This window comes from Vibrio sp. A2-1, from assembly GCF_021728355.1.
Taxonomy (GTDB): domain Bacteria; phylum Pseudomonadota; class Gammaproteobacteria; order Enterobacterales; family Vibrionaceae; genus Vibrio; species Vibrio splendidus_K.
Window position 1 is genome coordinate 373885 of record NZ_JAKKCO010000001.1, and the last position, 19381, is coordinate 393265.

Here is a 19381-nt window from a genome sequence, read left to right on the forward strand (position 1 = left end):
GAGTAAATCAATGCTAAACAATCTACATATCAACATCATCAAATCGACGATTCCTCTTTTAGAAAGCGCAGGCCCTGCTTTAACTCAACACTTCTATCAACGTATGTTCACGCATAACCCTGAATTAAAAGATATCTTCAATATGACTCACCAAAGAACAGGTCGCCAAGGTGTGGCACTGTTTGAAGCTATCGCGGCTTATGCTAAAAATATTGAAAACCTAGCGGCGCTAACCACCGCGGTTGAACGTATTGCACAGAAACACACAAGCTTTAACATTCAACCAGAGCACTACCAAATTGTTGGTTTGCACCTGATTGAAACATTGCGTGAATTAGCTACTGAGGCATTTACTCCAGAAGTAGAAGAAGCATGGACTGCCGCTTACCTATTCTTAGCGCAAGTATTCATCGACCGTGAAGCTGAACTTTATCTACAGCGCAAGCAGGCTGTTGGCGGTTGGGAAGCAGCACGTGCGTTTGTAATCGCAGACAAGATCGAAGAGTCAGCACTCGTAACAAGCTTCATCTTACAGCCAAAAGATGGCGGTGAGGTTTTGGATTACACACCAGGTCAATACATCGGCATTGAAGTAAAACCTGAAGGCGCACAATACAGCGAAATTCGTCAGTATTCACTGTCAGATAAGCCGAACGGAAAATACTACCGTATCTCTGTGAAGCGTGAAGGCCAAGGTCAAGAAACGCAAGGTGTTGTTTCTAACCACATGCACGATACCGTTGCTATCGGCGATGAAGTTAGCCTATACGCACCAGCAGGTGACTTTATGTATCAAGAGCGCAGCAAGCCAGTAACGCTCATCTCTGCAGGTGTTGGTGTAACGCCAATGCAGTCTATGCTTGAGTTCTTGAACAACGAGCAGAAAAACGAACCGGTTCTTTACCTTCACGCTTGTGAAAACGTAGGCCAACACTCTTTCACGACTCGTGTTAAAGATATTGTTGCCGACAAAGGTTGGGAAGCGAAAACGTGGTACATGAACAAAGACGAATCTGCATGTGAAAACACACATCAAGGCCAGATGGATCTAGCGTCTATCTCTGATACTCAAGGCTTTGAAGAGAGTGATTTCTATATCTGTGGCCCTGTTGGTTTCATGAAGAACATCGTAGAGCAGTTAGACGCACTTAAAGTAGATCGCTCACGCGTACACTACGAAGTATTTGGCCCTCACGCTAACTTCTAATAGCTCTCGCCAGTTCTATTAACACTCGCCTGAACTATTAACACCTTGCCTATTCAAAGGTCTCACATTGTGAGGCCTTTTTTGGTTTTCGTCTCTTCAAATAGTGTTCGTCATGACTAAGCGACATGCGACACGCAATTTAGATTGAGTCGCAGAAATCGCCAGTGCTAGTTAGTCGAATCGTTTACGCTGATCTTATTGGCTTACATCTCTTATAAATGACTTTTTTTCACTCGAAATAAATCATTAGAAAATCCGTGTTATTGAGTGAAACGAATTTGTTTCATGAATTAAAATGTCGCTATTTTCTTTGAAAGTGCTTTTAACGTTGGTTAAAAGTATAGATGTTGCCTATTTTCATTAATAAAACTGTCACACCCGTCATCTAGTCTTGCGTTCATCAATTAACGGGATGGCTAGGGATAACGAATGAATATCAAGGATGTGGCAGTTCTCGCGGGTGTTTCCCCTGCGACAGTCTCCCGATTCGTTAACACACCAGAATCTGTGGCTTCTGCTACAGCTCAAAAAATCGAGCGTGTCATCGATACGACAGGTTATCGAATAGACAGGAAGTCGCATGCTCTTGAGTTCAATAAAAACCCAACGATTGGCGTATTGATTCCGAGTTTATTGAATCCCGTATTTTCAGAAGTTGTTGCAGGTATTCAGCAGCGCGCACGGCATTTTGGCTACTCGACTATAGTGCTGGACACCCAATATGACAGTGAACAAGAACAACAAGCAGCTATCGATCTGATCCGTCAAAGAGTGGAAGGTGTGATCTTAACGATAGCCGATGTGTCTGATAATGCTGCACTCGAATTACTCCGCAGTTTTAAATTTCCTTACTGTTTGCTTCACAACCAATCTGTTGAAAATGAACCTTGTGTCTATGTTGATAACTATCAAGCAGGTAAGGATGTTGCAGAGAAAATTCTAGAATATGGCCATATCAAAATAGGAATGATTACAGGGCACTTTACCTCATCCGACCGTGCAAAAAAGCGTTATGAAGGGTTCAAACAAGGTCTCTATGAGAAGGGGGGTGAATTAAGCCAGCTTCTTGAAGTCGACCAAAACAAACTTGTTCCGTTCACTGACTCTGAGATGAGCTTATTAAGCGGTGAGTGTGGTCCTACGGTTTGGTTTTGCAGCAATGATTTACTTGCGCTGAAAACAATGAATGCGTTGAAGAGTACAGGCAGACGAATCCCACAAGACGTTTCGGTTGTGGGCTTTGATGGTATGGGGCTTGGGCAATTGGTGAGTCCGAATTTGGCTACTGTGGCTGTTCCTCATATTGATATGGGGAAAATGGCCGTCGATATTTTGTTTAACGCAAAAGCAGGCTCAATCGAGCGGTTTGAATTTGCGTTGAAGTATGAATTACAAATGAAGGGATCGCTTGGTGCGGTTCCCGTTATAACCCAATTTAATTAATGGAAAATTCGTTGGAGAACATAATGGCACAACATCAATTACTACGAGTTAACAAGTCATCAAAAACTAGAAAATTAGCGAGCTTAATTCTTGGTTTTGCTGGCGTCGCTTTTCAAGCGCAGGCATCTGATGCTATTTGTTACAACTGTCCACCGGAATGGGCTAACTGGGGAGGACAACTTCAGTTAATTAATAAAGAGTTGGGTATCCGAGTTCCTATGGACAATAAGAACTCAGGTCAGTCTTTATCTCAGTTGGTTGCAGAGAAGAATAGCCCAGTTGCTGATGTGGTCTATTACGGTGTTTCTTTTGGTATTAACGCAACAGAACAAGGCGTTGTTGATACATATAAGCCTAAAAATTGGGACCAGATTCCAGAAGGTATGAAAGATCCTAACGGGAACTGGTTTGCTATCCACTCCGGCACGATTGGCTTTTTTGTGAATGTTGATGCTCTTGATGGCGCAGAAGTACCGACGAGCTGGGAAGACCTGTTGAAGCCTGATTATAGAGGCATGGTTGGGTATTTAGATCCAACGAGTGCTTTTGTTGGTTACGCAAGTGCTGTAGCAGTTAATGAGGCTATGGGTGGCGATATTGATAATTTCAAACCAGCCATTAAGTATTTTCAACAGTTAGCGAATAATCGACCAATTGTACCTCGACAAACTTCTTATGCCCGTGTGATTTCTGGTGAGATCCCTATTTTAATTGATTACGACTTCAATGCGTATCGCGCAAAATACAACGATTTTACTAATGCGGCTTTTGTTATTCCCAAGGAAGGCTCTATCGCTGTTCCTTATGTAATGAGTAAAGTGAAGAATGCTCCGAATTCAGAGAATGCTCAGAAGATTTTAGACTTTGTCTTGTCAGATAAAGGTCAACGATTATGGGCAGAAGCCTACTTACGCCCAGTAATTGATGGTGTGATGAGCGAAGAGGCGCAAAGTAAGTTCCTCCCAGCTTCAGAGTACGAACGAGTAGGCTCTGTTGATTTCGCAAAAATGTCTGAAAATCAATCTACATTTGCGGATATGTATATTCGAGAAGTGAACTAATAGCCTATTAAAATGTTGGATGGCGGGGTTACACCCGCCAATATCTCTATGAAAAATGATCGTATTTCCTTATTTCTGATTTTGCCAGCCATCACCGTTAGCTGTGCATTTTTTCTATTGCCAGTCGTGCAGTTAATCAAGGTTTCGCTAATAGATGGCGGTGCTATAAGTTACTGGCATATTTTAACTAGACCTATCTATTTAAAAAGTTTGATTTCGACAGTTGGACTGTCTGTTTTAGTAACTCTGGTTAGTTTAGCGATAGCGACCATCTCAGGATTGTTTTTAACTCGCTATGACTTTAAAGGTAAGCAGGTCTTGGTTGCAATGCTGAGCTTCCCATTGGCTTTCCCTGGTGTTGTTATTGGTTTTTTTGTCATCATGCTTTCAGGGCGGCAGGGGCTTTTCGCTCAGCTTGGCTTGATGCTGACGGGTGAACGTTGGATGTTTGCTTATACGATGGCAGGGCTGTTTTTGGGTTATTTATATTTTTCTATTCCACGGGTTGTATTGACCGTAATGGGAACGGCGGAAAAGCTCGATCACAATCTACTTGAAGCCGGTCGATCCCTAGGTGCAAATCGTTGGCAGATCTTTAAAGACGTGACGCTTCCGGCGCTAACCCCTGGCCTAATCTCTTCGGGTTCGATTTGTTTTGCTACATCTATGGGTGCATTTGGTACCGCGTTTACGTTGGCGACTAATATCAACGTTCTTCCTATGACGATATATACCGAATTTACGCTCAATGCCAATTTCGCAATGGCAGCTGCACTGAGTTTGATTCTCGGCCTAGTGACTTGGTTTTGTTTGGCGTTTGCTAAGCGTCATGGCAACGCATCTGCAGCGATGGGGGGATAATAATGAAAAAAGATAAATACTTTTACATGCAGCTGTTTTTCACATTGACGGTATGTGCATTCTTAATTGTGCCAGTGTTTATGTCGGTAGTTGCTGGTCTCACAAATAACTATTTTGTTGGTGTTAAAAGTGGGTTTACCTTTCGTTGGGTTGAACAAGTATGGGCACTGTATTCAGATACGATTTGGTTAACCCTACAAATAGCCATTACAACCACGTTAATCAATGTTGTCATAGGTGTACCGTGTGCTTACGTACTTGCGAAAAGTAAAAGTCGATGGGCTTCTATTTTTGACGAGCTACTTACACTCCCCATTGCAATTCCGGGAATGGCTATTTCGTTAGGTTTGATTCTAGCGTATGGAGGGTTTACTGACTTCCGATCAAGTTGGATGTTTATTCTCGTTGGTCATGTGATTTTCACACTGCCTTTCATGGTTAAGTCTGTTCTATCAATTTTGCAGAGTATTAACTTCCGTGTTCTTGAGGAAGGAGCGGCAAGTCTTGGAGCGACTTTTTGGCAGCGATTTTTTGATGTGATTGTACCCAACTGCAAGGCTGGTATTGTCGCTGGTATGTTGATGACACTCACTTTGTCTATTGGCGAGTTTAACCTGACGTGGATGCTACACACACCATTGACGAAAACGCTGCCTGTTGGACTTGCTGATTCATATGCTTCTATGCGACTTGAGATAAGTTCAGCGTACACACTTATTTTCCTTTGTTTAATTCTCCCTCTATTGGTCTTGGCTCAAGCATTGAACAAGAAACCAGTGGTAAATAATTAAGATAAAAATCAATATGTTAGAGCAACAAAATGGCGTGGAAATTTCGCTAAATAATATTACGAAGACATTCCCAGATGGAACCTTGGCGTTAAAGCCGACAAATCTCAAAATTGAGGCGGGCGAAATCTTAGTTTTGCTTGGCCCATCAGGATGCGGAAAGACAACTACGTTGCGTATGATTGCAGGCCTAGAGTTTGCGGATGAAAATGGCGGCACGATTGAGTTTGGTGATCATGATGTTACGTGTTTGCCAATCGAACAGCGTAAAGTTGGGATGGTGTTTCAGTCTTATGCTCTATTCCCGAATATGAATGTTAGCGAAAACATTGCGTATGGGCTTAAGGTTCGTGGAGTCGCTCCGTCTGAGATAACCGGAAAGCTAAAAGAGATGCTTAGCATGTTCGACTTAGAAAAATATGCGAGTCGAAATGTCCATCAGCTTTCAGGAGGCCAGCGTCAGCGCGTCGCTTTAGCACGAGCAATAATCACTGAACCCGATGTTCTTTTACTTGATGAACCGTTATCTGCATTAGATGCTCTGTTGAAACAAAGGTTACGTGGTGATATCCGAAATCTCTTAAAAAAACTCGGCATTACAGCGGTATATGTCACTCATGATCAAGAAGAGGCAATGGCTATGGGGGATCGCATTGCGGTTTTAGACCATGGAGAAATTGCGCAAATTGGTTCAGCAAAAGATATCTATTTGAAGCCAGTTAACAACTTTGTTGCCGATTTTATTGGTCAAATGAACCGACTCGAAGGGAGTGTGGGTGATGGACAACTGATGTTGGATACAGGCAAACAGATTACTTTGTCTGATCAAGTGCTCTCACAGGTCTCTACTAATAAAGAAATCAGTGTAATGTTAAGGCCTGAAGATATTTTACTAACGCAAGTAACTGATGAAAACAGCGCACTAACTGCAACGGTTATCAGTACTGTATTTCTTGGCGACCGCACGCGCGTAACGTTGTCGGGCTTACAGAAAAACAGAACTCTGATGGTTGATTGTTTTGCTCGAGTTGATTATCAAATTGGTCAAGTTGTCATTATCTCGTTCGCCCCTGAGCGGCTAATTCTTTTAAAGAAGTAATACTATGTTAATTGCACAACTGACAGACCTGCACATCAAGCAGGGGGGCAAGCAGGCCTATAAGAAAGTTGATACGTTGAAATGTTTATATGATGCCGTAAACCATATCAACGACTTACGCCCGAGACCTGATTGTGTCGTAGTTACTGGTGATTTAGGTGACTTTGGTTTGATCGAAGAATACCAACTGATCAACGAAGCTCTTGAGAAGTTCGACATGCCGTTATATGTCATTCCTGGTAATCATGATGATAGACACAATCTGCGTGAGGGGTTGTCGAATCTTGTTTCGTTTGATCACGATGAATATTGTAATTTTGTCGTAGATAGTCATGACGAGGTACTTATTGGATTAGACTCTTCAGTTCTTGGTAAACCCTATGGATATTTAACTGCGGATACTTTGGAATGGCTTAGTTTGGTCTTAGAACAATATCGAGATAGGGCAATAATGTTGTTTATTCATCATCCTCCGATGGCCGTAGGATTGAATCATATGGATGTGCAGAACTTACAGAATGCTGATGAATTTTACGAAGTCATTAAGCCTTTTAGCAATATCCTGGGTATTTGTGCTGGCCACCTACATCGACCAATTACAGCAGTTTGGAATTCAATTCCAGTTTGGGTGGGGCCTTCTCATAGTCATTCAGTCACATTAGATCTCGACCCAAAGGCAAATTCATCTTTTTCATTAGAACCTAAAGCGATACAACTTCTGACCATAGCTAAGAAGTCCGTGGTTTCTCATATTAGTTATATAGAAGATAGTGATGGTCCTTATCCATTCTTTGACGAATATGGTGCTTTGATCGATTAAACATTATTGTTGTAAGTTGATTTAGCGCGAACGAATAACGCCATTTGTTACATGTAACAAATGGCGTTATTTTTGGGACTAGGCGCTAAGTTTTGTTAGCACAGATAAGCAACAGAATTTCATTAAGTAAACGCTAAGAACGTTTGACCTTTTTAGACATGTAGTCAGTATCAAAAAACTCCGGCCAATACATCTTCACGTAACCACCTGCAACCCAAATCACTAGGATAGTCGCGATGGTTAGCTCGAAGAAACCAAACTTGTGCAGCCAATACCATTGTGGGTATTCCGCGCCGAAAAACGTAGTTAGACGATGCATGGCAATAGCGCTGATCACGGAAGGGAAAGTGACGGCAGCAATCGAAGGTTGGAATTTCAGACGCATCAATCGTATGTAACACAAGTAGATCAGTAGCGTCATGGTAATGGCAATGCCAGCCAACGCGCCTGTTAGAATAGGGTCTGGGTTGTCGAAGTTAACCAAGTAAGCCGCTAAAGACAGGTTCACAGGTGCTGCCATGATGGCTAAGGTTGGTCTTGCTCGGCGTGGCAGGTTTCCTTCGAATACCAATCGGTACAACACCACTGGCAGCATTAGGAAATAGATACCGATACAAGTGGCCGCAAGTGTTTCTGAAAAAACGGTGTGCCCAAATTGTGAACCTGCTAAGGAACTGCTGATTAACCCCACCGGATACAGAAACCAACTCGGTACAATGTTCGACATTTTGAAGTTGATGATCTGGAAACTAAAGAACAACACCATCATGGTAAAATGTAATAACAACGCGCAGAACCAGACTGGGTAAGCAATGACTGGAGAGATTTCGGCTAAATAGTCGCATAGAATCAATAACGCCATGCTCATTGGTGCCATCAAGCTTCCACTAAGCGGATGACGAATGTCATTGATGAAAGTATTAAAGCTGGTGAGATAACGAAGTAAAACGGGTAGCAATAACAGTGCGCCAAATGCAGCAAGGTAAGGGCGAATGATCTCACCAACCCCAGGCAGATATAATGCCCAAGCTTGTCCTAGTCCAATAACACCAAGTGCCAAAGACGCCTGAGATGGCGGCACATTTTTTACTTGGGTTAACCTTCTCCAGTTCAACGTCTTTCTCCAACTAGTTATTTATAGAATGTGAGCTGTTTATATAATATTGAGTCAATTATAGAATTTTTGCTCTAGAGTGAGCGCTCAGTTGTGTCCTCAATAGATGTTAAGGACACTCAAATAATTTTGAGTGGATGATAGCAAGTTTAACGTTTGCTTTTTTGATTTTGATACGAAATCGGGACATTAAGCACGAGGAAAGTGTGCTTTATTTTTTGAGTGATTTATAAATACCGAGCTGGGTTTGCTCATGTATCAATGGAACTTGACTGTATTAGTGGAACTTGACGAGTTACGTTTAAGTTCCACATTTGAACTACCGTTCTCAATGTCGTTAACGTACTTCCTCTTGCTGAGGGAGGTCTTGCTGTCTTAGTTTCTCGTTTTTGAGCGTACGGTTGAGTAATTGGCTATAAATTGGCTGACCTCCTAACATCTGAGCAATGATTACTGCGCCCAAGCAGGTGATGATCAACGGTAGGATGAGATAGTAGTTATTTGTCATTTCAATAACCAACAGTATGCCAGTGATAGGCGCTCGTACGGTGGCGGCAAATAATGCGCCCATGCCAGCAATCGCAAACATACCCGGCTCTATATTCAGTTCAGGGAAGAATGCCGCCGCGATAAGCCCAAACGCGTAACCAAAGAGCGTTCCTAGAGCAAGCATTGGTGCAAAGATACCACCCGGTGCACCAGAGCCGAAACAAAGTAGCGTGGTGAGCACGCGCCCTAAAAAGATTAACAGCAGCACGTTTGCGCTGTAGTTGCCATTAGTGATATTCGGGATGATACCAATACCACCGCCAGTCAACTCCGGTATATAGAGCAGCAATAAGCCAAAGCAACCGCCCAGCAGGGAACCTGTCATTAAGTAGCGTTTACGGTCATTCTTGTGTATTGCCACAAACAGGTCTTGCGAAAGTGTAATCAGCTTATTGAAAATCACACCAAACAGGCCGAACAACACACCTAACAACAAGAATAACCACAGAGCATCCAGTTCAGGCGGTTGGTATTGAGGCATTGTGATAACGGCAGACTGTCCGTTGATTGATCGAAAAACGATGTTGGCTGAAACCGCGGAGATGATGACGGCTTTAATTGATATGAGTGAGTAGCGAAACTGTGGTCTCATCTCCTCGACTACAAACATGATGCCAGCCAGTGGTGCATTGAATGCGGCGGCTAAACCACCTGCGGCACCCGAAGCTAATAGTGAGTGGCGAGTGTCGTCATCTTTGACCCGAAAGATATCGGTGACCATGCGACCAATACTGCCGCCCATTTGAACGGTTGGTCCTTCTCGACCTAAAACCATACCAGAACCTAATGCGCCCATACCGCCAAAGAATTTTACTGGCAATACTCTCCACCATCGAACAGGGCGCATTCCGTCCATCGCCCCTTCAATTTCAGGTATACCTGAACCTGCGGCTTCTGGAGCAAAGCGATGTACAAGGAAATATCCAATAAAGGCAAATGCAGCACTGATAATGAAAGCGGCTAACCAAAGAGGAACAAAATTGGTGATTTCATCTTTTAGCCAATCGGTACGAGTTTCTGAAATGAAATGAACGGCTACTTCGAAATAGGTGCCAACAACCCCAGCAAGTACGCCAACGATACAAGAAAGAAAGAGAACAGAAGCGGGTGTTTTGTCTCTTGAGAGAAATTGATTGATAGCATCCCTTGGCATTTTTGCTAGCAAGGACTGCTTAATTTTCTCTCTTCTGGTCATTGAGGCTAGGTTCCTGAGTCGTTAAAGGAGGGCTGTACTGAATTATACGCCTCCTATACATATCCTATAGCAATAAAGATGAAAAGTTGATTTTCATTTATGGAATATACTCATTTCATAAATGGAATCTATGGACAATAGTGGAATCACTGTCACAATTTTGATCGAATATCTGGTGGTAGCTTGAATATCCCCAAAAATGAACCATAGTTAGATCGTAAAGCAACATAACAAACCGCAAGGAGAAGTGAGGTTTTACACACAATTTGGATGGATTCAGAAACAAAGTTTTAGTTCCTCGTTAATTGTTCAGGTCGATATTTAAGGCTTCCTGATTCGCGAACTCACGATTGAGTAACGAGGGTGAGGCGTACTGATAAAGTACGCCTTTAGTTCGTTTGGAGCATCCAACTTTCGCATCTACTTCTCTATTTACCTTCTATTTATCTCTACTCTTATCTCTTCTGATTATATTTGCGCCATATCTCTATTAATGAATCTCAGTATAAACAATCGATTGGGGTCAACTTTTCGGTGATTGAGTATATACTCCCTGAAAAAGGAGAACTGATATGACCAAAAAAGTTCCTACAAACATAATTACGGGTTTTCTGGGTGTCGGTAAGACGACCGCTATTTTGAACCTACTAAAAAACAAACCTGAGAATGAAAACTGGGCTGTTCTGGTTAATGAATTCGGGGAAATCGGCATTGATGGCGCATTGATGACAGATCAAGGCGCTTTGATTAAAGAAGTGCCGGGTGGTTGCATGTGTTGTACTGCCGGCGTTCCTATGTCGGTAGGCATCAATGCTTTGCTGCGCCAAAAGCCAGATCGTTTATTGATTGAGCCGACTGGGCTTGGCCATCCCAAACAGGTTATTGCTACGCTGACTTCAGAACAGTACACACCGTATGTTGATTTAAAAGCGACGCTAGGCTTGGTTGACCCAAGAAACCTATCTAACGAAAAGTACACGTCTAATCAGAACTTTAATGATCAGCTAGACAGTGCCGATGTGATTTTAGGAACCAAGGTCGATTTAGTGCATTCTGAAGATATCGATGTATTCAATGACTGGGTAACTAACCAATCACCATCAAAGGTATTTCATAAGTTAATCCATGACGGTGAAGTACCCTTAGAAGTCTTAGATATTGAAAGGGTACATGGCAGTGCTTCATCTCACATTGAGTCGCACCATCATGATCACGCTGAGCAAGAGCCTCAATTCCAACTTCCTCCCGGTGAAGCTTTCATCCGAAAAGAGAACAAAGGACAAGGCTACTTTAGTTGTGGTTGGCTATTTGGCGCAGAGCATAAATTTGATTTTGATGAGCTATTCTCTATGTTGTCGGATCTAACGGCTGAGCGTGTAAAAGCGGTGGTGAATACTGACCAAGGTTGTTACGCGTTTAACGTGGCGAATCAAGTCGTATCAGTGAATGAAATAACACTTGATGGCTTCGAATCTCGACTTGAAGTGATTGACTCACAACAGATGCCTTGGGCTGAGCTCGAACAGATTTTGCTCAAGCTGTGTGGTATCAAATAGCCCAATTATCCTGTTTGAAACGATGATTCTGGTGTTTGCTTCGCGGATGGTGAAGTAAACACCAGATTAAATGAGAAAGTTTGCGTTATATCACGATAAATGTGAGATAAATCACTCTAATTACTTTATAGTGCTCGGCTGAAATAAGAATGTAGGCTGTCTGCTTAAGGAACCCGTAACAATGTCATTTTCTTCTCAAGGTTTTGCTCCTGAATTAGTCAAAGCGTTGACTGAGTGTGGTTATGAAAAACTCACTCCAATTCAACAAAAAGCGATTCCAATGGCTCGTAAAGGCCATGATATTTTTGCTACTGCTCAAACCGGTACGGGTAAAACAGCGGCATTCTCATTGCCTGTTATTCAGAGTCTTTTGAATAGCGGTAAAAAAGCATCTCGTGGTACGGCTCGTGGCCTAATTCTTGCGCCAACTCGTGAGCTAGCTGCGCAGATCGCTCAAAACATTAAAGACTACGTTAAATACACTGAACTAAGCGTTTCTGCGGTTTACGGTGGTAACAAGATGTCTTCACAAGTTCGTCAATTAGAACTGGGTGTTGATATTTTGGTTGCAACACCAGGCCGTTTAGAAGAGCACTTAGAAGCGGGTAACGTGTCTATTGCTAACCTAGAATTCCTAGTATTCGATGAAGCTGACCGTATACTTGATATGGGCTTCATCAATGCCGTTCGTAAGATCATGCTAGATGTAGAAACATCGCCGCAAATTATGATGTTCTCGGCAACGACTTCTACTCAGTTAAACCAATTGTCTGTTGATATTTTACGTAAACCAAAACGTATTAGTGTTGAGCGTGAAAACTCAACGGCTGCTACTGTTGGTCACGTGGTTTACCCAGTAGATCAAGAGCGTAAAACAGAACTGCTTTCTGAGCTTATTGGCCGTAAAAACTGGCGCCAAGTTCTTGTATTCGTGAACTACAAAGAAACAGCGAATGATGTGGTAAAAGAGCTTAAGCTAGACGGCATTAAAGCGGTACTTTGTCACGGTGATAAAGCGCAAAGCGCTCGTCGTCGTGCTCTGGATGACTTTAAAGAAGGCAGAGCGCGCGTAATGGTAGCAACCGACGTTGCGGCTCGTGGTCTTGATATCGAAGACTTACCACACGTAATTAACTACGACATGCCTTTCCTAGCGGAAGATTACGTTCACCGTATTGGCCGTACAGGTCGTGCTGGTAAACAAGGTCATGCGATTTCTTTCGTTAACCGCGAAGAAGAGCTGACTGTTGTTCAAGTTGAAACACTGATCCAACAACGTATTCGCCGTGTCGAACAACCAGGTTATGAACCGAAGAAACGTGATGCTTACATCGAGAAGTTGAACACAAAATCGGCTTACAAAAACCGTCAAGGTCGCAAGAACAACGCGAGCGAAGAGCCTCAAGATCAAGCAAGCGCTGAACGTCGTTTGACTATGATGAAGCGAATTAAAAACCGTCGTAAGTAAAATTACGGTTGGTAATGAAAAAGAGCCACTGTATTGTGGCTCTTTTTCGTTGTGTAGCTAAATACAAGGTCACTCCTTACAAAGACAGCTCAACGAGCTAAACACTCAAATAAAAATAAGTCGATAAGGTAATAATATGGACAGCGCGCTACTTTGGGCTTTTATTCCCACATTTTTCTTTGTGTCAATTACGCCCGGTATGTGTATGACCTTGGCTTTGACGCTAGGAATGAGTGTTGGATACAAGCGTACATTATGGATGATGATCGGTGAATTGGCTGGTGTTGCGGTGGTTTCTATTGCTGCGGTATTGGGTATTGCATCTATTATGTTGAACTACCCGTGGCTATTTACGGGCTTCAAATTTGTTGGTGCAGCTTACTTGTTCTATTTAGGCGTTCAGATGTGGCGTTCGAGAGGCAAACTGGCGATCAGCACTGACAACCAAACAACAAAAGTCAGCAATGATTGGGACTTGGTGGTTCAAGGCTTCGTGACAGCGATTGCGAATCCGAAAGGCTGGGCATTCATGATTTCGTTATTGCCTCCTTTCATTAACAGTAATAAAGACTTAGCCCCGCAATTGTTGATTTTAGTGTCTATTATTCTGGTTTCTGAATTTGTCTGCATGACCTTGTACGCGACAGGCGGAAAGAGCTTAAAACATATGCTGGGTAAAGCCGATAACGTCAAGTTGATGAACCGTATCGCAGGTACGCTGATGATGGGCGTTGGTGTGTGGTTGTTCGTTAGCTAATTTTGAGCTGCGATAACGGGTACAGCTCCTCGGGTCAGTCATTCCTCCTTCTCGAGGATGACGCGTACTTGGGCTGATGAGGAGTTTTGAAAGCTCGGATTCTTACTTAAACCGAAGAATGAATAGAATATAAAAAGAGCGATAGGGTATTTAACCTTATCGCTCTTTTTCGTTGTAACGTATTTAGAGTGAGCCGTTTTTAGTCACTATAGATATCAAAGAGACCAGCTTTAGTTCCCTGATTAAACGGCAATTTCACCGCCGTCTTCACGACGAATCACAACCGTAGATGCTCTTGGGCGAACATTGCCTTGAGTTTGAGCCGTCGCATCGTCTGACGATGGCCAGTTTGCAGGGTGTTGAATATTTACAAACAGTGATTTGAAATCTGGGCTAATGGTAAAGCCAGTTACTTCACAACCGTTAGGACCAACAAAGAAGCGTTTAAGCTGTGCTTGGTTGTTTGCATCAATCACCGCGCTGTTGCCGTTGTCATCCGTTAACTGAGATGGAACCACTGCCAGCATTTGGTCATTGGTGTAACCCGTTACTTCATCTGCGCCGTTATCTGTCTGAATCCACAAGATGCCACGAGCATCAAACGCTAAGCCGTCAGGGCTCGCGAATTGGTTCATGTCTGTTAGACCAGAGCGGTTAATAGACTTGTCTTCCACAGCTGGAGAGCCAAATACGAAGATATCCCAATCGAACTCGCCTGCTGTTTTGCCTTCATCCCAACGGATAACATGACCAAATTTGTTGTTTACGCGAGGGTTCGCTGAGTTCGCTTCTTTACGCTTGTTGTTATTAGTCAGCGTTAGGTAAGCGGTACCTGTCATCGGGTCAACAGAGCACCATTCAGGGCGATCCATTGGCGTTGCACCAACAAGGTCGGCCGCGCCTGCGGTATTAATGATAAGTGCTGCTTGAGAATCAAATGAATCACCTAGCTTACCGCCGTTTGTGGTCTTACTGCTCAGAGTCAGTGGTAGCCAAGTGCCTGAACCATCATCGTTGAACTTAGCCACATACAGTGTGCCTTTGTCCATGTACTTGTCACCCGCACTTAGGCGATTGCTCGGCTCTGCATCTCGCGGGTCCCATTTCTCTTCAGAAACGAATTTGTACAGGTATTCAAAACGAGAATCGTGACCAGAGTAGAATACGATCGGCTCGCCTTCGGTCAACTTACCGAACGCACAGCCTTCATGACGGAAGCAGCCCAGTGCAGAACGTTTCTTCGCGCGAGAGTTCGCCGTGTATGGGTCGATTTCAACAATGTAGCCGTGACCATGTGCTTCGTTACGGTAGTCGTCCATTGCTGACTCACCTGTTGGCGTCACATCAAAGCGTGCAAACTCGTCTAAGCGTTCTTGTTTGTTACCTGAAAGTGTGTCCCAACCGTAACGTGTTTTGTCGGTTGCGATACCAATACGCTCTTGTGCCGGTGTTGTCTCGCCTTTGTTTACGAAATAACCCGGCCAGTTTTCTTCACACGTTAGGTAAGTGCCCCATGGCGTGTAGCCATTACCACAGTTGTTCAACGTGCCACGAGCTTGGCTGCCGTCTTGTGAGAACTTGGTTTTGGTAAATTCACTGTGAGCAACAGGGCCAGACAGGTCCATTACTGTTGCGCCTGTGTAGCGGCGGTTCAGAGGATCGTTATAGACCATCACCCATTGGTTGCCTTCAAGTTTCACACGAACCACACTGACGCCATGCGCGTTGATCTCTTTTCGAACTTCATCAAGGCTAGGGCGGTTGCCTTCATCGTATGTAGGACCATTAGCGTGCAGTGCTTTTTGGTCGATGTATTCGTGGTTGATTACCAATAAGCCATCATTGCTGTTGCCATTAAGCGGGAAGAAGTGCATGCCATCGTGATGCATGCCTAATGCGTTGGCTTGATCTTGTGCATTGTTGGTGCCGTCTTTTAACCAAGCATTGCCTTGCTTGTTGAGTGGAGTACCCCAAGGAACCAATACCTGTGCTGTATAGCCTTTTGGTACAACGACACTGTCTGTCAATGATCCTTTAACCGATTCGAATGCAAGTGTTGCAGTGCTTTTTTGTGCGCCCGTTGCTTGCATTGTCGCAGCGTTAGCCGTGCTGTGACCCGCTAAACCAAACGCGCCAAATGCGGTCATTGCACTGATGCCTAAACCGCCTTTCAGAACGTTTCTTCTTGAAAGGTTTGCATCTAGAACTTCTTCGAAAGGCTTGTTGTTACTCTTATTGAATCGAGTGCTATCAAATGTTTCCTTGCTCATCGGGACTGCTTCCTGTTGGCTGACTTTATTATTCGTTATTTATGACTTACCCACTTACTAATGAATTGGTTAATAACTTGGGCTGATGTGTGAGCAATCGTGAAGCAGTTAAGTGACAGATTTTTATAGTTTTGATTAAGGTTTTGTTTCTGTAGCACGATTTTTGCTGCTAACCCTCTCGTGCAATACAAAACTCTTGGGAATTAACGAAGAACTGTGTATAAATGCTTTATCAAACGAAAAGAGAGACAGTTATGAAATTAGATAAAATCGAAAACAAAAATCGCCGCCTACGCAAGAAGTTATACCTAGGTGAATTCGCTATTCTAGGTTTTGAAGTAAGCTGCACGACTTCGATTGCTGATTTTGACCAATACGATGTGTTCATCGATGAATTTATCGATTTTATCGACAGCATCGGCCTGTGCTTTGGTGGCGGTGGTTTAGAGCTGTTCGAAGGTTTCTTATGTTCTATTGAGCGCTATCGTTCAGTGACAGAAGCAGAGCAACTGCAAGTAGCGCAGTGGCTTGAAGCTCGCGCAGAAGTAAGCAAAGTAGAAGTAAGCGAACTTGTTGACGCAAACTACGCATTCTAAATTGGTGTTGTTCGGCGAACTCAGTTGGAAGCGAATAGAGCTTTCCTGAGATAAGCTTTATACATCAGTGAAAGGCTCAGTCGGTATATCGATTGGGCCTTTTTGCGTTTGGTCTGCGCTATTCTTGAACCATGATTCCTGGTGTATCTCTCATTTCTGGAACGAGAGTTTCTATTCACATATCAGTATTTTAGGTCTGTCTTTCTGGATGGTAAGAAGTTTGAATAAACTTGTGAGAGTTTTATGAGAATTCAATGAAGTTGCTGATAGATTTGATCGCCATTCTTAGAGTTAACAACACCACAGTTCGTTCTGGCAAAGGTAACGGTATATCGCTGTTATTCGTTTTGTTGGCAACGATAGGACTCGATAAAGGATGGAATCAAAATGAACAAACGTACTCAAATCAGCTTAGTGATCAGCTCGGCTATGTTGACCCTCGGAGCAGCTCAGGTTCAGGCTGCAGAGCTTGAGGTGACCGTTACCAACGCAACGAAAGGGATCTACTTTACGCCTATCTTGGCAGCCGCTCATGACTCCAGCTTGTTCATGTTTAGAACGGGTGAGAGTGCTTCTGCGGAATTGGAATCGATGGCCGAAGGTGGCGATATTTCAGGTCTATCGAGTTTGATTGCAAACGCGGGTGGTGTGGTGGTTGAAAACCCAGCTAGCGGTATTCTTAATCCGGGCGTCGCAACTACGTTTGATATCGACACCGGTGATTTAGCTTACTTGTCATTGGGTGCCATGCTGCTGCCAACCAACGACGGCTTTGTTGGCTTAGACAGTTGGAAAATCCCAACTCAAGCGGGCACCTATAAAGCGACCCTCAATGGCTATGACGCAGGCACAGAAGTCAATGATGAGCTAGCGGGCAGCATGCCAAACCCGCCATTTATTACCTTTGGTGCTGGTGGTACCGGAGTTGAAACTGCAGTGTCAAACGCTAAAGTTCATATTCATCCGGGTAACATTGGTGATAGTGATGCGGCGGGCGGCATCAGTGACCTCGATAGCAGCAGCCATCGTTGGTTAAACCCTGTTGCAACTATCACCATTGTTGTGAAGTAAGGGGGATGTATGAAAGCTAGAATTCTATTTATTGCTGCATCAGTAGCTGTGTTAGCAGGTTGTCCGGACGATGACGACGATTACTATCGCTATGATGTGAGTGTGACTAACCTCACTCCAAACCAGCCGATGTCGCCACTCGCGGTATTGACTCACAATAATAGCTTCAATCTGTTTGAAATCGGGCAAAGTGCCTCGGTGGATCTTGAATACTTAGCGGAAGGTGGCAGCAATGCTCAATTGCTGGCACTAAGCGACAGTGATGCCAATGTTTATCAAGGCATCTCTGGCAATGGTTTGATTCTTTCAGGTGAAAGCGACACTGTTTCAATCCGTGTCGATCCTAACCAAGAAGGCTACCTCTCCGTCGCTTCAATGCTGGTAAACACTAATGATGCGTTTGTTGGTGAATCCGGTTTGTCGCTCAAGTCATTAGCCGTGGGTGATACCTTCGTCATGAACATGAATGTTTGGGATTCGGGGACTGAGCTGAATGACGAGCTTGCTGCGACTATTCCGGGGCCTGCCGGCGGTGGTGAAGGCTTTAACACTACAAGAAATGACACGGATGTAGTGAGCTTCCATGCAGGTGTAATAAGCCAAGATGATGGCCTGACGACGTCGGCATTAAGTGGCAACCATCGCTTCCTTAACCCAGGCGCAAGAATCACTATTACTCGAACTGAGTAGCCGATTAACTGAGTTAAAGGTGTAATGAAAGAATTCCTGCTCTGTTCCGGTCAATCTTAGGTGGGCAGACTCCGAATAGAGCAGGGATCATGAATAGTGCTGCGGTAAATTTGATGGCAAACATATTGTTGGTCGAAGACGATGATGACTTGGCAGAACTGGTGCAAATGCATCTCAAGTTCCAAGGTCATGACGTAACAAGAACCAACTCAATTGATAAAGCTAACGCGTTATACAGTAATGATCAGTTTGATTTGGTTGTACTTGACCGAGGCTTGCCTGATGGAGATGGGCTCGATTTTTGTCGAATGTTACGTCAGCAAGAGGACTGGACACCTGTATTGATGCTAACGGCAAGAGATGCGGAGCTAGACAAGGTGTCGGGTTTAGAAGCTGGCGTCGATGATTACATCACTAAACCATTTAGCGTGCTGGAGTTTCAAGCTCGCGTGAGGAACGTACTACGTCGTCTAAACCATGTTGAATCAACCGGCCAGTCTACCTCAACAATAGAATCGATTATGAGTTTTGGTGGGCTCACCATCCAACCTGAGCGCCATCAGGTTTCACTTAACAACCAAGATGTCCCGTTGACTGCAACAGAATTTACCTTACTTCACTTTTTAGCCACCCGACCGGGACGCGTATACAGCAAAGACGAGTTGCTCGATCATGTTTGGAACACTCATCACTCTGGCTACCACCACACTGTGTGTAGCACGGTCAACCGTCTAAGAACCAAGCTTGCCATGCCCAATAACGATGATGATTTCATTAAAACCGTTTGGGGTGTCGGATACAAGTTTGAATCGAAAGTATAGGTTTATGTATCGCTT

General features: G+C 43.8%; 17 protein-coding genes. 14 read left to right on the top strand and 3 right to left on the bottom strand.

Translation table 11 applies throughout. The features are described 5' to 3' along the window. The first annotated feature begins 10 nt into the window (after positions 1 to 10). The 7 genes from hmpA to L3V33_RS01620 all read left to right on the top strand — a co-directional run bounded on the left by hmpA (position 11) and on the right by L3V33_RS01620 (position 7279). The gene (hmpA, locus tag L3V33_RS01590; protein WP_171329667.1) at positions 11 to 1207 is read left to right on the top strand and encodes an NO-inducible flavohemoprotein; all 1197 of its coding nucleotides are present in this window, start codon (positions 11 to 13) and stop codon (positions 1205 to 1207) included. 429 nt (positions 1208 to 1636) lie between these two features. After that, positions 1637 to 2650 (top strand): substrate-binding domain-containing protein, encoded by a 1014-nt coding sequence (locus tag L3V33_RS01595; protein WP_237288818.1) that lies wholly within the window; start codon positions 1637 to 1639, stop codon positions 2648 to 2650. 23 nt (positions 2651 to 2673) lie between these two features. After that, positions 2674 to 3711, top strand: a complete 1038-nt coding sequence (locus tag L3V33_RS01600) for an ABC transporter substrate-binding protein (protein ID WP_237288819.1) — start codon at positions 2674 to 2676, stop codon at positions 3709 to 3711. 48 nt (positions 3712 to 3759) lie between these two features. Then, complete coding sequence (locus tag L3V33_RS01605) at positions 3760 to 4572, top strand: ABC transporter permease (RefSeq protein ID WP_237288820.1); 813 nt, start codon at positions 3760 to 3762, stop codon at positions 4570 to 4572. A 2-nt stretch (positions 4573 to 4574) separates the two neighbouring features. After that, on the top strand, positions 4575 to 5363 hold the full coding sequence (locus tag L3V33_RS01610) for an ABC transporter permease subunit (protein ID WP_237288821.1): 789 nt from the start codon (positions 4575 to 4577) through the stop codon (positions 5361 to 5363). Between the two features lie 13 nt (positions 5364 to 5376). Continuing rightward, complete coding sequence (locus L3V33_RS01615) at positions 5377 to 6459, top strand: ABC transporter ATP-binding protein (protein WP_237288822.1); 1083 nt, start codon at positions 5377 to 5379, stop codon at positions 6457 to 6459. A 4-nt stretch (positions 6460 to 6463) separates the two neighbouring features. Beyond that, positions 6464 to 7279 carry a phosphodiesterase gene (locus L3V33_RS01620; protein ID WP_237288823.1) on the top strand — a complete coding sequence of 272 codons (816 nt, stop codon included), beginning with the start codon at positions 6464 to 6466 and terminating at the stop codon, positions 7277 to 7279. Positions 7280 to 7412: 133 nt separating this feature from the next. Here the strand turns inward: L3V33_RS01620 and L3V33_RS01625 are convergent, their stop codons facing one another. Together L3V33_RS01625 and clcA are read right to left on the bottom strand one after the other, a co-directional pair. After that, positions 7413 to 8360 carry a TDT family transporter gene (locus tag L3V33_RS01625; RefSeq protein ID WP_004731381.1) on the bottom strand — a complete coding sequence of 316 codons (948 nt, stop codon included), beginning with the start codon at positions 8358 to 8360 and terminating at the stop codon, positions 7413 to 7415. A 370-nt stretch (positions 8361 to 8730) separates the two neighbouring features. After that, positions 8731 to 10137, bottom strand: coding sequence for a H(+)/Cl(-) exchange transporter ClcA (gene clcA / locus L3V33_RS01630; protein ID WP_171316755.1), 1407 nt, complete (start codon positions 10135 to 10137; stop codon positions 8731 to 8733). 572 nt (positions 10138 to 10709) lie between these two features. Between clcA and L3V33_RS01635 the strand changes: the two genes are divergently transcribed. The 3 genes from L3V33_RS01635 to L3V33_RS01645 all read left to right on the top strand — a co-directional run bounded on the left by L3V33_RS01635 (position 10710) and on the right by L3V33_RS01645 (position 13918). Continuing rightward, positions 10710 to 11693 carry a GTP-binding protein gene (locus L3V33_RS01635; protein ID WP_102553565.1) on the top strand — a complete coding sequence of 328 codons (984 nt, stop codon included), beginning with the start codon at positions 10710 to 10712 and terminating at the stop codon, positions 11691 to 11693. Positions 11694 to 11874: 181 nt separating this feature from the next. Next, on the top strand, positions 11875 to 13161 hold the full coding sequence (locus tag L3V33_RS01640) for a DEAD/DEAH box helicase (RefSeq protein WP_054545580.1): 1287 nt from the start codon (positions 11875 to 11877) through the stop codon (positions 13159 to 13161). Positions 13162 to 13297: 136 nt separating this feature from the next. Then, complete coding sequence (locus L3V33_RS01645) at positions 13298 to 13918, top strand: LysE family translocator (protein ID WP_004731394.1); 621 nt, start codon at positions 13298 to 13300, stop codon at positions 13916 to 13918. Positions 13919 to 14160: 242 nt separating this feature from the next. Here the strand turns inward: L3V33_RS01645 and L3V33_RS01650 are convergent, their stop codons facing one another. After that, entirely contained in the window at positions 14161 to 16188 is a 2028-nt protein-coding gene (locus L3V33_RS01650; RefSeq protein ID WP_237288824.1) for a PhoX family phosphatase, read from the bottom strand. A gap of 254 nt (positions 16189 to 16442) precedes the next feature. Between L3V33_RS01650 and L3V33_RS01655 the strand changes: the two genes are divergently transcribed. The 4 genes from L3V33_RS01655 to L3V33_RS01670 all read left to right on the top strand — a co-directional run bounded on the left by L3V33_RS01655 (position 16443) and on the right by L3V33_RS01670 (position 19366). Next, positions 16443 to 16784 (top strand): YggL family protein, encoded by a 342-nt coding sequence (locus L3V33_RS01655; RefSeq protein ID WP_004731398.1) that lies wholly within the window; start codon positions 16443 to 16445, stop codon positions 16782 to 16784. A gap of 387 nt (positions 16785 to 17171) precedes the next feature. Then, positions 17172 to 17855: a spondin domain-containing protein gene (locus L3V33_RS01660; RefSeq protein ID WP_237288825.1), complete on the top strand. Its 684-nt coding sequence runs from the start codon at positions 17172 to 17174 to the stop codon at positions 17853 to 17855. A 9-nt stretch (positions 17856 to 17864) separates the two neighbouring features. Next, positions 17865 to 18545, top strand: coding sequence for a spondin domain-containing protein (locus tag L3V33_RS01665; protein WP_017076070.1), 681 nt, complete (start codon positions 17865 to 17867; stop codon positions 18543 to 18545). 89 nt (positions 18546 to 18634) lie between these two features. Continuing rightward, positions 18635 to 19366 carry a response regulator transcription factor gene (locus L3V33_RS01670; protein WP_146457768.1) on the top strand — a complete coding sequence of 244 codons (732 nt, stop codon included), beginning with the start codon at positions 18635 to 18637 and terminating at the stop codon, positions 19364 to 19366. Positions 19367 to 19381 lie beyond the last annotated feature (15 nt).